At 71.4% G+C, this 16940-nt stretch carries 1 protein-coding gene (cut by a window edge); it reads left to right on the top strand.

The window, feature by feature from the left end; all coding sequences use genetic code 11:
* Nucleotides 1–16940: the 3' end of a non-ribosomal peptide synthetase gene (locus NL1_RS14040; RefSeq protein ID WP_067839160.1), read on the top strand. It extends 20137 nt beyond the left edge of the window; 16940 of the gene's 37077 nt are visible here — the last part of the coding sequence; its start codon lies off the left edge, out of view; the stop codon is at nt 16938–16940.

Genomic DNA, 16940 nt, shown 5'->3' with positions numbered 1-16940 from the left:
TGCTGATCCGCCTGGAAGGCCACGGCCGCGAGGAAGACGTCGTCCCCGGCGCCGACCTGTCCCGCACCGTCGGCTGGTTCACCGCCATCTTCCCGGTGCGGCTCGACCTGACCGGCGTCGACGTGGACGCCGCCCTTGCGGGCGGTCCCGCGCTGTCCAAGGCCGTGAAGGCGGTGAAGGAGCAGCTGCTCGCGGTGCCGGACAAGGGCATCGGCTACGGCCTGCTGCGTTACCTCAACCCGCGCACCGCCGCGGAGCTGCCCGCACAGCTGCCCGGCCAGGTCAGCTTCAACTACCTGGGCCGCGTCTCCGACAGCGACGTGCCCGAGGCGCTGCGCGGCTTCGGCTGGACTCCCGCGCCGGAACTCGGTGCGCTCGGCGGCGCCTACGACGCCGACATGCCCGCCATGGCCCCGCTGGACGTCAACGCGATCGTGGTGGGCGACAAGCTGACCGCGAACATCGGCTACCCGGCCACCCTGCTCGACGCCGCCGAGGTGCGCGAGTTCGCCGAGCTGTGGAGTACCGCGCTGGAAGCGGTTGCCCGGCACGCGAATTCGACCGGAGCGGGCGGGCACACGCCGTCCGATTTCGCCCTGGTGCGCGCGAGCCAGCGCGATATCGAGGGCTGGGAACGGCGCTTCCCCGCGCTGGCCGACGTGTGGCCGCTGTCCGCGCTGCAGGCGGGTCTGCTCTTCCACGCCCGCCTCGCCGCGAGCTCGGTGGACGTCTACACCGCGCAGGCGGTGCTCACCCTCACCGGCCGCGTCGACGCGGCCCGGCTGCGGGCGGCCGCGCAGGCGCTGGTGGACCGCTACGAGAACCTGCGCACCGCGTTCGTCAGCGACAACGACGGCAACCCCGTGCAGGTGGTGCTCGACAGCGTGCGCGTCGCGTGGGCCGAGCACGACCGCACCGAGACCGGTTCGGCCGCCGACCTGATCGAGGCCGACCGCATGCAGCGGTTCGACCTCACCGCGCCGCCGTTGATCCGCTTCACCCTGATCCAGGTGGCGCCACAGCGTTGGCAGTTCGTGGTGTCCAACCACCACATCCTGCTCGACGGCTGGTCGATGCCGCTGCTGATGCGCGACCTGATCGTGCTCTACGCGGTGCACGCCGACGCCACCGCGCTGCCCGCGGTGCGCTCCTACCGCCACTTCCTGGAATGGACCGCGCGCCAGGATCATTCGGCCTCGCTGGCCGCGTGGTCGGCGGCGCTGCGCGGGGTGAGCGAGCCGACGCTGCTGGCGCGCCCCGACGCCGGTCGCGAGATCACCGCGCTCTCCGGCGAGTACCTGTTCGACCTCGACGAGGCGGCGACCGCGCGGCTCACCGGACTGGCGAGCGCGCTGGGCGTCACCCCGAACACGGTGCTCCAGGTGGCCTGGGGCATCCTGGTCGGCCGCATGACCGGCACCGAGGACGTGCTGTTCGGCACCACCGTCTCCGGCCGCCCCGCGCAGCTGTCCGGCGTGGAATCCATGGTGGGTCTGTTCATCAACACCGTCCCGGTGCGGGTGCGCTTCGATCCCGCGGAGTCCGCGCGCGACCTGCTGACCCGCACCCAGGGCGAGCAGGCCGACCTGCTCGACCACCACTACATCGGCCTGGCCGACATCCAGTCCGCCGCCGGTGTCGGCGGCCTGTTCGACACCCTCGTGGTGTTCGAGTCCTACCCGGTGGACGCCGATGGCATCCGCGCGCAGGCCGCCGACATCGACGGCATGGCGGTGGCCGACCTGGAGGCCGCCGACGCGACGCACTACCCGCTGACGCTGATCGCCCAGCTGGATTCGCGCCTGCGCATCCGCGCCGGCTACCTGCGCGACCTGTTCGACGAGCAGACCGTGCGCCGCATCGCCGACCGCCTGGTCCGGGTGCTCGCCGCCATCACCGCCGATCCCGCTGTGGCCGTCGGCGACATCGAGCTGCTCGACACCGCCGAGCGCGAGCTGGTGGTGTCCGGCTGGAACGAGACCGCGCACGAGGTCGACGCCGCGGCGACGCTGGTGTCGAAGTTCGAGGCGCAGCTGGCGAAGACGCCCGCGGCGAGCGCACTCACCTTCGATGGGACGAGCCTTACTTACGACGAGTTCGCGGGACGGGTCTATCGCCTGGCGCGCTGGCTCATCGAACGCGGCGTCGGCCCGGAGACTTCGGTGGCGCTCGGCATGCGGCGCTCGATCGACCTGGTCGTCGGCATGTACGCCGTCACCGTGGCGGGCGGCGCGTACGTGCCGCTCGACCCGGATCACCCGGCCGAGCGAACGGAATACATTCTCGCCACCGCCGATCCGGTGTGTGTGCTGACCTCGGGCAGCGACCTGGAGATCGACACCGCGCAGGTGCGCATCGATCTGCTCGATCTGTCCGGCGTCTCCGAGACGCCGGTGACCGACGCCGAGCGCCGTGCCCCGCTCCGTCCGTCGAACACCGCGTACGTGATCTTCACGTCCGGCTCGACCGGCCGCCCGAAGGGTGTGGCGGTCTCGCACGCTGCCATCGTGAACCGCCTGGTGTGGATGCAGTCCGAGTACGGGCTCACCGAATCCGACGCGGTCCTGCAGAAGACCCCCGCCACGTTCGACGTGTCGGTGTGGGAGTTCTTCTGGCCCTTGCAGATCGGCGCGCGCCTGGTGGTCGCCAAGCCGGACGGCCACCGCGACCCGGCCTACCTCGCCGAGGTCATCGCGACCGAGCGGGTCACGGTCACCCACTTCGTGCCGTCCATGCTCGCGGTCTTCGTGGCCGACGCCGCCGCGGCCCGCTGCGACACGCTGCGCATGGTGTTCGCCTCCGGTGAGGCGCTGCCGCCCAAGCCTGCGCACCGCCTGCGCGAGCTGACCGGCGCGGAACTGCACAACCTGTACGGCCCGACCGAGGCCGCGGTCGACGTCACCTACCACCGGGTGACCGCGGCCGACACCGACACCGTGCCGATCGGCGCGCCGGTGTTCAACACGCAGGTGTACGTGCTGGATTCGCGGCTGCGACCCGCTCCGGTGGGTGTCGCGGGTGAGCTGTACCTGGCGGGCACCCAGCTGGCGCGCGGCTATGTGGCGCGGCCGGATCTCACCTCGGATCGCTTCGTGGCCAACCCGTTCGCCGACGGACAGCGCATGTACCGCACCGGTGACCTGGTGGCGTGGACCGCCGACGGCGAGCTGGAATACCTGGGCCGCACCGACTTCCAGGTGAAGCTGCGCGGGCTGCGCATCGAACTGGGCGAGATCGAGCAGGCGCTCACCGCGCTCGACGAGATCGCGCAGTCGGTGGTCATGGTGCGCGGCGATCAGCGCACCGGCGATCAGCTGGTGGCCTATGTCGTGGCCGCGCCGAACTCGCGCGTCGACGCCGACGTGGTGCGCGAGGACCTCGGCAGGCAGCTGCCCGCCTACATGGTGCCCGCGCTGGTCGTGGTGCTCGACGAGTTCCCGCTCAATGCCTCCGGCAAGCTGGATCGCAAGGCACTGCCCGCTCCGGTGTTCGAGGCCGCGGTGTTCCGCGCGCCGACCACGCCGGTGGAGGAGATCGTCGCGCGCACCTTCGCCGATGTGCTCGGCCTGGACCGGGTCGGCCTGGACGACGACTTCTTCGCGCTCGGCGGCAACTCGCTCAGCGCCACCCAGGTGGCGGCGCGGCTGTCCGCGGCGCTGGAGACCGATCTCGGCGTCCGCGAGCTGTTCGAGGCCTCCACGGTGGCGGCCCTTGCGGTGCGCACCGAGTCGAAGGCGGGTGCGGGCGCCAGGGCGGCGCTGGCACCGCAGCGGCGGCCCGAGCGGGTGCCGCTCTCGCTGGCCCAGCAGCGCATGTGGTTCCTCAACCGGTTCAACATGGGCGGCACTGCGGCCGAGCACAACGCGGCCGCCGCGGCCGACAACATCCCGGCCGCCGTGCGGCTGTCGGGTCTGCTCGACCGGCAGGCGCTGCAGGTCGCGGTCGCCGACGTGCTGGCACGGCACGAGTCGCTGCGCACCTACTACCCGGAGATCGACGGCGTCGGCTACCAGCAGATCGTCCCGACCGCGCAGGTGATCCCCGACCTCTCGCCGATCGACCTCACCGAAGCCGATCTGCCGCAGCGTCTTGCCGAGGTCGTGCTGACCGCCTTCGACGTCACCGCCGAGGTGCCGTTCCGGGCCAGCCTGTTCGAGATCAGCCCCACCGAGCACGTGCTCGCGCTGGTGGTGCACCACATCTCGGCCGACGGCTTCTCCATGGGTCCGCTGACCCGCGACGTGATGATCGCCTACAGCGCGCGCGTCGACGGCGACGAGCCCGCGTGGCGTCCGCTCGAGGTGCAGTACGCCGACTACGCGCTGTGGCAGCGCGCGGTGCTCGGCGCCGAGGGCGACCCGGACTCGCTGATCTCCGGTCAGATCGAGTTCTGGAAGAGCGAATTGGCCGGGCTGGTCGAGCAATTGGACCTGCCCGCCGACCGCCCGCGGCCCGCGACCGCCTCGAACCGCGGCGACACGGTGGCCTTCACCGTGGACGCCGAGGTGCACGCGGCGCTGCGCGCACTGGCGCAGCAGCACAATTCGACGCTGTTCATGGTCGTGCACGCCGCGCTCGCGGTGCTGCTCTCGCGCCTGTCGAGCACGTCGGACATCGCCATCGGCACCCCGATCGCGGGCCGTGGTGAACGCGCCCTCGACGACCTGATCGGCATGTTCGTCAACACCCTCGTGCTGCGCACCGAGATCGATCCCGGTGTCGCGTTCGAGGAACTGTTGCGCACCGTGCGGCGGGTCGACGTGGACGCCTTCGGCCACGCCGACGTGCCGTTCGAGCGTCTCGTCGAGGTGATCGACCCGGTGCGTTCCCCGGGCAGGCACCCGCTGTTCCAGGTCGCCCTGACCTTCCAGAACACCGCGCCGACCGCGCTGGAGCTGCCCGGTCTGACGGTGTCCGGCGTGGACATGGCGGTGCCGCTGGCCAAGTTCGACCTGCAGCTGACGCTCGAGGAGAAGCTCGGCGCGGACGGCGGCCCGCAGGGCATGTCGGCCGAATTCAGCTTCGCGACGGACCTTTTCGAGGCAGGCACGGTGCGCGCGTTCGCGGATCGCCTGCTGCGTATCCTCGGCGCGGTCTCGGCCGACGCGAGCGTCGTGGTCGGCGACATCGACCTGCTCGCTGCCGGTGAGCGCGAACTGGTGCTGCGCGAGTACAACACCGAGGGCGTCGACGCGCCCGCGGTCACGCTGGTGGACCTGATCGGTGCGCAGGCGCAGCGTCGTCCGGACGCCGTCGCGGTGCGTTCCGGCGCGGCCACGGTTTCCTTCGGCGAGTTCCAGAGCCGGGCCAACCGGATCGCGCGCGCGCTCATCGAGCTCGGCGTCGGACCGGAGTCGAAGGTGGCGGTGGCGGTTTCGCGCACCGAGGAACTGCCGATCGCGCTGTACGCGGTGCTGCTGACCGGTGCGGCCTACGTGCCGATCGACACCACCTACCCCGTCCAGCGACTCGAGTTCACCCTCGCCGACGCCGCACCGGTGTGCGTGCTGACCACCGCCGCGGACGCGGATGCCGTTCCGGCGGGCGAGATTCCGCTGCTGCTGCTCGAGCAGGCCGCGGAGCAGTCCGACGCGCCGATCACCGATGCCGACCGCATCCGGCCGCTGCGCCAGGACAACCTCGCCTACGTCATCTACACCTCCGGTTCGACCGGTGTGCCCAAGGGCGTCGGCGTCTCGCACCGCAACGCGGTCGAGCTGTTCGCGAACACCCAGCCGCTGTTCGGCTTCGACGAGTCCGACGTGTGGACGCTGTTCCACTCGTTCGCCTTCGACTTCTCGGTCTGGGAACTGTGGTGCGCGCTGGCCTACGGCGGTTCGGTGGTCGTGGTCGACTACCTGACCTCGCGTTCGCCGGAGCTGTTCCGCGAGTTGCTCGTTCGCGACCGGGTCACCGTGTTGAACCAGACGCCGTCGGCGTTCTACCAGCTGGTGGAGGCCGATCGGGCGGCCAGCGCCGCCGACGACAACGGCGAATTCGCGCTGCGCCACGTGATCTTCGGCGGTGAAGCGCTCGATCTGCGTCAGCTGCGGCGCTGGTACGAGCGCCATCCTGCGGACGCGCCGCGCCTGGTGAACATGTACGGCATCACCGAGACCACGGTGCACGTGTCGTTCCTCGCCCTGGACGAGCGGGACGTCGACAACCCGGCCAGCGTCATCGGCCGGGCGCTGCCCGGACTGAGCGCCGTCGTGCTCGACAACCGGCTGGCCCCCGCGCCGGTCGGCGTCGCGGGCGAGATCTACGTGACCGGCGCGCAGCTGGCGCGCGGCTACCTCGGCAGGCCCGGCCTGGCCGCGAGCCGCTTCGTCGCGAACCCCTTCGGGGAGCCCGGTTCCCGGATGTACCGCTCCGGCGACGTCGGTCGCTGGTTCGGCACCGGTGACGCGGCCAACCTGGAGTACGCGGGCCGCAGCGACCAGCAGGTGCAGCTGCGCGGCTTCCGCATCGAGCTCGGCGAGATCGAGTCGGCGCTGGTGCGCTGCGACGGCGTGCGCCAGGCCGTGGTGCTGGTCCGCGCCGACGAGCACGCGGGTGATCGCCTGGTCGGCTACGTGGTGCCCGAGACCGGCATTGCGCTCGATCCGGCGGCGCTGCGCGAGGCGGTCGCCGAATTCCTCACCGCGTACATGGTTCCGGACGCCCTCGTCGTGCTGGACACCCTGCCGCTCACCCCGAACGGCAAGCTGGACCGGCGCGCGCTGCCGGAGCCGGAGTTCGTCAGCACCGCGGTCTTCCGCGCGCCGAGCACCCCGATCGAGCAGGCCGTCGCCACGGTCTTCGCCGATCTGCTCGGTGTCGAGGAGATCGGTCTTGACGACGACTTCTTCGCGCTCGGCGGCAACTCGCTGCTGGCCACCCGGGTGGTCGCGCGGATCAACGAGGCGGTCGACGCCGACCTCGCCGTGCGCGAGCTGTTCGAGGCGCCGACCGTGGCCGCGCTCGCCGCGCGCACCGCGGCGAAGGCGGGCAGCGGACGGCGGCGCGAACTGGTCGCCGGGCCGCGGCCGGACCGGATTCCGCTGTCGCCGGCGCAGCAGCGGATGTGGTTCCTCAACCGCTTCGACAACCAGACCGCGGTCAACAACATCCCGCTCGCGGTGCGGCTCACCGGCGCGCTCGACACCGACGCGCTGCGCAGGGCCGTGGCCGACGTGGTGGACCGGCACGAGGTGCTGCGCACCGTGTACCCGGAGACCGCCGACGGTCAGGGCGTGCAGGTGGTGCTGCCCGCCGGCCAGGAGAGCCTGGACCTGACCCCGATCGTGGTGTCGGAGACCGAGATTCAGGAGCGCATCGGCGAGCTGGTGCTCACCGGGTTCGACGTCACCGCCGCCGTGCCGGTGCGGGCCGCGCTGTTCCGCATCGCAGGCTCGATGGACGGCTCCCAGCCGGACACGCACGTGCTGGTTTTCGTGGTGCACCACGTCTCCGGCGACGGCTGGTCGGTCGGACCGCTCGCCCGCGACGTGATGATCGCCTACGCGGCGCGCTCGCGCGGCGAGGCGCCGGGCTGGGCGCCGCTGCCGGTGCAGTACGCCGACTACGCGCTGTGGCAGCGCGAGACGCTCGGCTCCGAGGACGATTCGGACTCGCTGATCGCGGCACAGGTCGCGTACTGGTCGCGCAACCTCGCGGGCCTGCCCGACCAGCTCGACCTGCCGTCGGACCGCAAGCGTCCGGCCGTCGCGTCGAACCGCGGCGGGGTGTACGAGTTCGAGCTCTCGGCCGAACTCGCGCAGGCGGGCGAGGCCCTGGCGCGCGAGCACGGCGCGAGCCTGTTCATGGTCGTGCACGCGGCGTTCGCCGCGCTGCTGGCGCGCCTGTCCGGCAGCGACGACATCGCCATCGGCACCGTGGTCGCGGGCCGCGGTGAGGCCGTGCTGGACGACGCCATCGGCATGTTCGTCAACACCCTTGTACTGCGCAGCGCGGTCGAACCGGCCCTGCCGTTCGCCGAACTGCTCACGCGGACAAGGGAAACCGACCTCGCCGCGTTCGGTCACGCCGACCTGCCCTTCGAGCGGCTCGTCGAGCTGCTGAACCCGGCGCGTTCGCAGGCGCGGCATCCGCTGTTCCAGGTGATGCTCTCGTTCCAGAACACCGGCGAGACCACCTTCGAGCTGCCCGGCCTCGAGGTCTCGGGCGTGCCGCTGGACGTGGTGACCGCGAAGTTCGATCTGCACCTGAACTTCACCGGCACCGCCGCCGAGGGCATGAAGGCCGAGATCGCCTACGCCGCCGACATGTTCGACGGCGCGACGGTGGCCTCGTTCGCCCAGCGCCTGGTCCGCATGCTGGACGCGGTGATCGCCGATCCGGCCGTGCAGATCGGTGACGTCGAGCTGCTCGACGCGACCGAGCGCACCACCGTGGTGCAGACCTGGAACGCCACGGCGCACCGGGTCGACCAGAGCGCGACCCTGGTGTCGATGTTCGAGGCGCAGGCGGCGCGGACGCCGAACACGACGGCGCTGACCTTCGAGGGGACGAGCCTCACCTACGCCGAGTTCGCGTCCCGCGCACAGCGTTTGGCGCGACACCTGATCGCCTCGGGTGTCGGACCGGACTCGCTGGTCGCGCTCGGCATGCGCCGCTCGGTGGAGCTGGTCGTCGGTATGTACGCGGTGAGCATCGCGGGCGGCGCGTACGTGCCGCTGGATCCGGATCACCCGGCCGACCGCACCCGCTATGTGCTGGATCTGGCCGACCCGGTGTGCGTGCTCACCACCTCGCGGGACGGCTTCGACGCGGGCGCGGTCACCGCGCTCGAGATCGACACCCTGGATCTGTCGGCTTACGACGACGCCCCGGTGGCCGACGCGGAGCGCCGCGCCCCGCTGCGTCCGTCGAACACCGCGTACGTGATCTTCACGTCGGGTTCGACCGGTCGCCCGAAGGGTGTCGGCGTCTCGCACGCGGCGATCGTGAACCGCCTGGTGTGGATGCAGTCCGAGTACGGGCTGGACGGCACCGACGTGGTGTTGCAGAAGACCCCGGCGACGTTCGACGTCTCGGTGTGGGAGTTCTTCTGGCCCTTGCAGATCGGCGCGCACTTGGTGGTCGCCAAGCCGGACGGTCACCGCGATCCCGGCTACCTGGTCGAGGTGATCAAGCGCGAGCGGGTCACCACGGCGCACTTCGTGCCGTCGATGATGTCGGTGTTCGTCGCCGAGGAGCGCGCGGACGAATGCACCAGCCTGCGTAACGTCTTCGCCTCGGGCGAGGCGCTGCCCGCGGTGACGGCACAGCGCCTCCAGGAGCTGACCGGCGCCCGCCTGCACAACCTGTACGGCCCGACCGAGGCCGCGGTCGACGTGACCTATCACGAGGTCACCGAGGACGACACGGTGTCGGTGCCGATCGGTGCCCCGGTGTTCAACACCCGGGTGTACGTGCTGGATTCGCGCCTGCACCCGGTGCCGGTCGGCGTCGCGGGTGAGCTGTACCTGGCCGGTGTCCAGCTGGCGCGCGGCTATGTGGCGCGGCCGGACCTGACCTCGGATCGGTTCGTAGCCAACCCGTTCGCGTCGGGCGAGCGCATGTACCGCACCGGTGACCTGGTCACCTGGACCGGTAAGGGCGAGCTGGAATACCTGGGCCGCACCGACTTCCAGGTGAAGCTGCGCGGTCTGCGCATCGAGCTCGGCGAGATCGAGGCCGCGCTCACCACGCTGGATTCGATCGCTCAGGCCGTCGTCGTCGTGCGTTCGGACGAGCGCCTCGGCGACCAGTTGGTCGGCTACGTGATCGCGGACGCCGGTCAGGTGATCGACGTCGAGTCCGTGCGGACCCAGCTGGGCGGCGAGCTGCCCGCGTACATGGTGCCCACGGCGTTCGTGGTGCTCGACGAGTTCCCGCTCAACGCCTCGGGCAAGCTGGACCGCAAGGCGCTGCCCGCGCCGGTGTTCGAGGTCAAGGCCTTCCGCGCGCCCTCGACGCCGATCGAGGAGATCGTGGCGGGCACCTTCGGCGACGTGCTCGGCGTGGCCCGCGTCGGCCTGGACGACGATTTCTTCGAGCTGGGCGGCAACTCGCTGGTCGCCACCCAGGTGACCGCGCGTCTCGGCGCGGCACTGGACACCCAGCTCGCGGTGCGTGACCTGTTCGAGGCGTCCACCGTGGCCGCGCTGGCGGCCAGGGTCGAGCGCATCGCGGGCTCCGGCCGGTCGCGTCCGGAACTGACCGCCGCCGAGCGGCCCGAGCGGATTCCGCTCTCGCCCGCGCAGGCCCGGTACTGGTTCCTCAACCAGTTCGACACGGCCACTTCGGCGGTGGACAACATCCCGCTGGCCGTCCGGCTCTCCGGCGCGCTCGACGTGCGTGCGCTGGAACAGGCGATCGGCGACGTGTTCGCCCGCCACGAGGTGCTGCGCACCACGTACCCGAGCTCGCCCGACGGGCCGCACCAAGTGATCCTTCCGGTGAACCTGCCGCAGCTGGATCCGGTCGAGATCGACGAGTCGGAGCTGATCGAGCGCGTCATCGCCTTCGCGATGACCACCTTCGACGTCACCGCCGAGGTGCCGTTGGCGGTCGCGCTGTTCCGCATCTCCGAGCAGGAGCACGTGGTCGCGTTCGTCGTGCACCACGTGGCCGCGGACGGCGCGTCGATGGGCCCGCTGGCGCGCGACCTGATGGCCGCCTACGTGGCCAGGGTCGGCGGCGACGCCCCGCAGTGGACGCCGTTGCCGGTGCAGTACGCCGACTACGCGCTGTGGCAGCGCGCGGTGCTCGGCTCCGAGGACGATCCGGAGTCGGTGGCCGCACGCCAGGTCGCCTACTGGAAGTCCGCGCTCGCCGGGCTGCCCGATCAGCTGGAGCTGCCCGCGGATCGGCCGCGCCCGCCCGCGCAGTCGTTCCACGGCAAGGCACTGCGTTTCGAGCTCTCGCCGCAGCGGCACAACGAGCTGGCGGAGCTGGCGCGCGCCAACAACGCCTCGCTGTTCATGGTCGTGCACGCGGCGCTCGCGGTGCTGCTCGCGCGCCTCTCCGGCACCGACGACATCGCGGTCGGCACGCCGATCGCGGGTCGCGGTGAGCGTGAACTCGACGACCTGATCGGCATGTTCGTCAACACGCTGGTGTTCCGCACCGCCGTGCAGCCGGGCGACCGGTTCGCCGACCTGCTGGCCGACGTGCGCGAACGCGACCTGGAGGCCTTCGGCAACGCGGACGTTCCGTTCGAGCGCCTCGTCGAGGTGCTCAACCCGGAGCGCTCCACCGCGCGCAACCCGCTGTTCCAGATCGGCCTGTCCTTCCAGAACCTGGCCGAGACCACGTTGACGCTGCCCGGGCTCCAGGTGAGCGCGGTCAACTTCAACTCGCAGCTGGCCAAGACCGACCTGCATGTGACGCTCTACGACCGGTACGCCGACGACGGCACCCCGGCCGAGATCATCACCGAATTCGGTTACGCCACCGACCTGTTCGACGAGGCCACGGTGCAGGGCTTCGCGGACCGGTTCGTGCGGGTGCTCGACGCCGTGATCGCCGACGTGACGGTGCCGGTGGGCGAGATCGACCTGCTCGCCGACGCGGAGAGCGAACGGATCCTGCGCACCTGGAACGACACCGAGCACGCGGTCGACGCCGACGCCACGCTGGTGTCGCTGCTCGACGCCGCCGTGGCCGAGGCCGCGGCAGGCACGGTGGCGCTGGTCGCCGACGCGGCTTCCGGTGTGCGGACGCAGCTGACCTACGCCGAGCTGGACACCCGGGTGAACCGGTTGGCGCGGTACCTGATCGGTCGCGGTGTGCGTCCGGAGGATCGGGTGGCGTTGGCCATTCGTCGTTCGGCAGATCTGGTGATCGCGATGTACGCGGTGGCCAAGGCCGGTGCGGCGTACGTGCCGATCGATCCGGATCAGCCCGTGGATCGTGTCGACTACATCCTCGGCACGGCCGCGCCGGTGTGCGTGCTGACCACGGCCGCGGACGCGTTCGAGACGGGCACGGCGGAGACGGTCGCGATCGACGAGCTGGAGCTGTCCGGTTACTCGGATGCCCCCATCGCGGCGGACGAGCGCAACGGTGTTCTGGTTGCGGCGAATACGGCGTATGTGATCTTCACGTCGGGTTCGACGGGTCAGCCCAAGGGTGTGGCGGTGCCGCACGGTGCGATCGTGAACCAGTTGCTGTGGAAGTCGGCCGAATTCGGTTTGGACAGCGAGAACGTGGTGCTGCTCAAGACCGCGGCGACCTTCGATCTCTCGGTGTGGGAGTTCTGGTCAGCGGCGGTCAGCGGTGGCCGCCTGGTGGTCGCCACCGCCGACGGGCACCGGGATCCGGCGTATCTGAACGAGCTGATGCGTTCGACCGGTGTGACCACGTTGCATGTGGTTCCGTCGATGCTGGACGCGCTGCTCACCGAATCCGACTGTCGCATGCCCGATTCGCTGCGGCGGGTCCTCGCCATCGGCGAGGCGCTGCCCGCGGCGACCGCGCAGAAGTTCCGGCGCGGCACCGCGGCCGGGCTGTTCAACCTGTACGGCCCGACCGAGGCGGCGGTGTCGATCACCAACCACGCCGTCACCCGGGCCGACGAGTTCTCGGTCTCGATCGGTGCGCCGGAGTGGAACAGCCAGGTCTTCGTGCTGGATTCGCGCCTGCGTCCGGTTCCGGTCGGCGTCTCGGGCGAGTTGTACCTGGCCGGTGCGCAATTGGCGCGCGGCTACTTCGCCCGTCCCGACCTGTCCGCGGAGCGGTTCGTCGCCAACCCGTTCGGCGAGCAAGGTGCGCGCATGTACCGCACCGGTGACCTGGTCGCCTGGAACGCCGACGGCGAGCTGGAATACCGGGGCCGCACCGACTTCCAGGTGAAGATCCGGGGCTTCCGCATCGAGCTCGGCGAGATCGAGGCCGCGCTGCTGCGGCAGGACTCGATCGCCGCGGCGGCGGTGCTCGCGCACAACGATCCCGGCCTCGGCGATCGGCTCGTCGCCTACGTCGTGCCGACGGCGGCCGGAATCGACACCGAGACCGGCGAACTGGACAAGCGCAAGCTGCAGTCCGCGCTGGCGGCCGAGCTGCCGTCCTACATGGTGCCGAGCGCCTTCATGGCGCTGGAAGCCTTGCCGCTCAACGCGAACGGCAAGCTGGACCGCAACGCGCTGCCGCAGCCGACGTTCGAGAAGGCCGCGTTCCGCGCGCCGGTGACCCCGGCCGAGCAGATCGTGGCCGGCGTGTTCGGCGACGTCCTCGACGTCGAGCACATCGGCGCCGACGACGACTTCTTCGCGCTCGGCGGCAACAGCATCCTGTCGATCCAGCTGGTGTCGCGGGCCAAGGCGCTCGGCGTCGAGTTCAGCGTGCGCGACGTGTTCGACCAGCGCAGCGTTGCCGCGCTGGCGGCCATCGCGACCGCAACGCAGGCCGAGCGGGAACAGCCCGCCGAACTGCCCGGCGGCGGTATCGGCGAGATGCCGCTGCCGCCCGCGGTGGCCGCTGCGGTCGCCGGCGGTGCGCCGTTCCGGCGATCCGCGCAGTCCGCACTGCTGGCACTGCCCGCCGCGCTCGACTGGTACACGCTGATCGACGCGCTCGAGGCGCTGTTCGACCGCCACGACGCGCTGCGCACGACGCTGCGCGCCGACGGCGACGGCTGGGTGTTCGAGGCCGTGGACCGGGTCGACGTGGAGTCGCTGCTGCGCGAGGTCCGGGTCGAGAAGAGCGCCGAGCTGGCCGACCTGCTCGCGGCCGAGCGTGCCGCGGCAGTCGACCGGCTGGATCCGGCCGAGGGCGTGATGGCGCAGTTCGTGCTGTTCACCTTCGCGGACAACCGTCCCGACGAATTGCTGGTCGTGGCACACCGTTTCGCGGTGGACGCGCGGTCCTGGCAGATCCTGCTCACGGAGCTGACCACCGCCGCCGAGCAGCTCGGCGTCGACGCGCCGCTCGAGCTGCCCGCCACCGGCACCACGCTGCGGCGCTGGGCGCACAGCGTGGCCGCCGACGATGCTGCCGCGCACGAGTCGGAACTGCCGTTCTGGCAGGAGATTTCGGCGACGGACGAGCCGCTGATCGGCGCTCGGGCGTTCGATCCCGCGGTCGACACCGCGGCCACCGTGGACCGGGTGCGGATCACCGTGCCCGCCGAGGTGACCGACGCGGTGCTGAACACGGCGCCCGCCCGCTACCACGGTGCGGCGGCCGACGGCCTGCTCGCGGCATTGGCGATGGCGCTGCTGCGCTGGCGTGGCGATCAGCACGGCGCGACCGCGCTGATCCGCCTCGCGGGCGACGGACGGGCCGCGCACGCCGCGGGCGCCGCCGACCTGGGCCGCACGCTCGGCTGGTTCGATTTCGCCCACCCGGTGCGCGTCGACCTCGACGGCGCCGACCTCGACGACGCCTTCGCGGGCGGAATCGCGGTGGACCGCATCGCGAAGTCGGTCAAGGAGCAGCTGCTCGCCGTGCCCGATCACGGGCGCGGTCACGGCCTGCTCGAACTGGCGGACCACGCGCAGGTCGGCTTCCGCTACCTGGGCGCGCTGCCCGCCGAGGTCGTCACCGTCTCCGACGGCGACCGGCCCGCCGACGCGGTGCTCGACATCGAGGCGATGGTGCTCGACGGTGCGAGCGGTCCGGAGCTGGTGGCCTCCTTCGCCTTCCCGACCGGCCTGCTCACGGCCGAGCGCGTCGGCGAACTCGCCGAGGGCTGGGTGTCCGCGCTGACCGCGCTGGCCACTCGCGTCCGCAGGCCCGACGCGGGCGGCCACACGCCGTCCGACATGCCGCTGGTGCGGGTCGGCCAGACCGACATCGAGCTGTGGGAGCGGACCTACCCCGGCCTCACCGAGGTCTGGCCGCTCACGCCGCTGCAGTCCGGCCTGCTCTTCCACGCGCTGATGACCACCGCCACCGTGGACGTCTACAACATGCAGGCCGTGGTGGAGCTGAGCGGCGAGGTGGACGCCGAGCGGCTGCACACCGCGGCGCAGGCCCTGCTGGACCGCTACCCGAACCTGCGCACCGCGTTCGTCACCGACGCCACGGGTCAGTCCGTGCAGATCGCGATGGACGGGGTCGAGGTGCCGTGGCGCGAGGTGGATCTCACCGATCTGCCCGAAGCCGAGCGGGACGCGGAACTGCGCAGGCGACTGGCCGAGGATCTGGCGCAGCGGTTCGACATGGCCGTGCCGCCGCTGGTGCGCTACGGCCTGTACCGCACCGCCGCCGACCACTGGCACCTGGTCATCAGCACCCACCACGTGCTGCTCGACGGCTGGTCGATGCCGCTGCTGATGCAGGACCTGCTGGTGCTGTACGCGGTGCACGGCAACGCCGCCGCGCTGCCGGAGGTCGCGTCCTACCGGACGTTCCTGGAGTGGCTCGCGGGCCGCGACCTGGACGCTTCGTTGCGCACCTGGGCAGGCGCGTTCGACGGGCTCGACGCGCCGACCGAGCTTGCCCCGCAGGCGCGTTCGGCCGAGGACTACCGGACCGGCAAGCTGGTCACCCACCTCGACGCCGACCGCACCCGCAGGCTCACCAAGCACTGCGCCGAGCTCGGCATCACGGTGAACACCCTGGTGTCGGCGGCCTGGGGCATCCTGCTCGGCAGGCTCACCGGACGCTCGGACGTGGCCTTCGGCGCGACGGTGTCGGGCAGGCCGGCGGAGCTGCCCGGCGTGGAATCGATGGTCGGCCTGTTCATCAACACGCTGCCCGTCCGGGTGCGGATCGATGACCGCGCCACCCTCGAGGAGCAGCTGCGGCAGTTGCAGCGCGAGCAGGCCGATCTGCTGGATCACCACTACGTCGGCCTGGCCGACATCCAGCGGGCCGCCGGGGCCGGGTCGCAGTTCGACACGCTGTTCGTGTTCGAGTCCTACCCGATCGACCGCGAGGCAATCGCGGCGGCGAGCTCGATCGACGGCATGTCGGTGACCGGGGTGGACGTCAGCAATACGACGCACTACCCGCTGACGCTGAAGGTGGCGGCCGAGTCGATCCTGGAGATCAGCCTCGAGTACCTGCTCAGCCGGTTCACCCCCGAGGAGGCGCAGACGCTGTCCACCCGGTTGGTCCGGGTGCTGGATTCGCTGCTCGGCGATCCGGCCGGGCTCGTCGGCGACATCGACATCCTGGACAGCGCCGAACGCGCCAAGCTGCTCGCCGAGTCCGGCGTCACGACGACGGCCGCGGTGCCGGAGTCGGCGAACCGGGTCGGTGCGCGGACCGTGGCCACGGTGCTCGCCGATGTGGTCGAGGCGGATCCGCAGGCGCCCGCACTGCTCGTGGAGGGCGACGAGATCGCCTACCACGTGCTGGATCGGCGTTCCTCGCAGCTGGCTCGGGTGCTGATCGCGCGGGGCGCAGGTCCCGGCGACGTCGTCGCGGTGGCGCTGCCGCGCGGTGTCGACGCCGTGGTCGCGGCCTGGGCCGTGCAGAAGGCCGGCGCCGCCTGCCTGTTCGCCACGGGCCTGAGCGCGGACGAGATCGCCGCGGCCGGAGCCGGTTTCGGGATCAGCATGGAACCGGTGGCCGAGGGCTCGGTGCGCTGGCTGGTGCCGAGCGATCCGCAGGTGCAGACCGAACTGGCCGCGGCCGCCGGGCATCCGGTCTCCTACGCCGATCGGGTACGCCCGCTCGGCGAGGAACACCCGGCCATCGTGGAACTGGTCGACGGCGCGCCGGTCGCGCTGAGCCAGACCGAGGCGCTCGACCTGGCCGAACGGATCCGCGACGAGAACGCGATCGACTACGAGTCGACCACGTTCACCACCGCCGCCGCGGGCCGCGCCGCCTTGTGGGAGTTCGTGGCCACAGCCACCGCGGGCGCACTCTCCGTGCTCCCCACGGCCGACGACCTCGCCGACGACCTGGCCGACGGCGAAGTCACCCACTGGTTCGTCACCCCCGGCGAACCGACCGACGCCGCCGACGAGGAGATCCGAATCATCGTCGCGGAGTAG

Source organism: Nocardia lijiangensis NBRC 108240 (assembly GCF_001613045.1).
Classification (GTDB): Bacteria; Actinomycetota; Actinomycetes; order Mycobacteriales; family Mycobacteriaceae; genus Nocardia; species Nocardia lijiangensis.
This window is presented reverse-complemented; position numbering and strand designations above follow the sequence as displayed.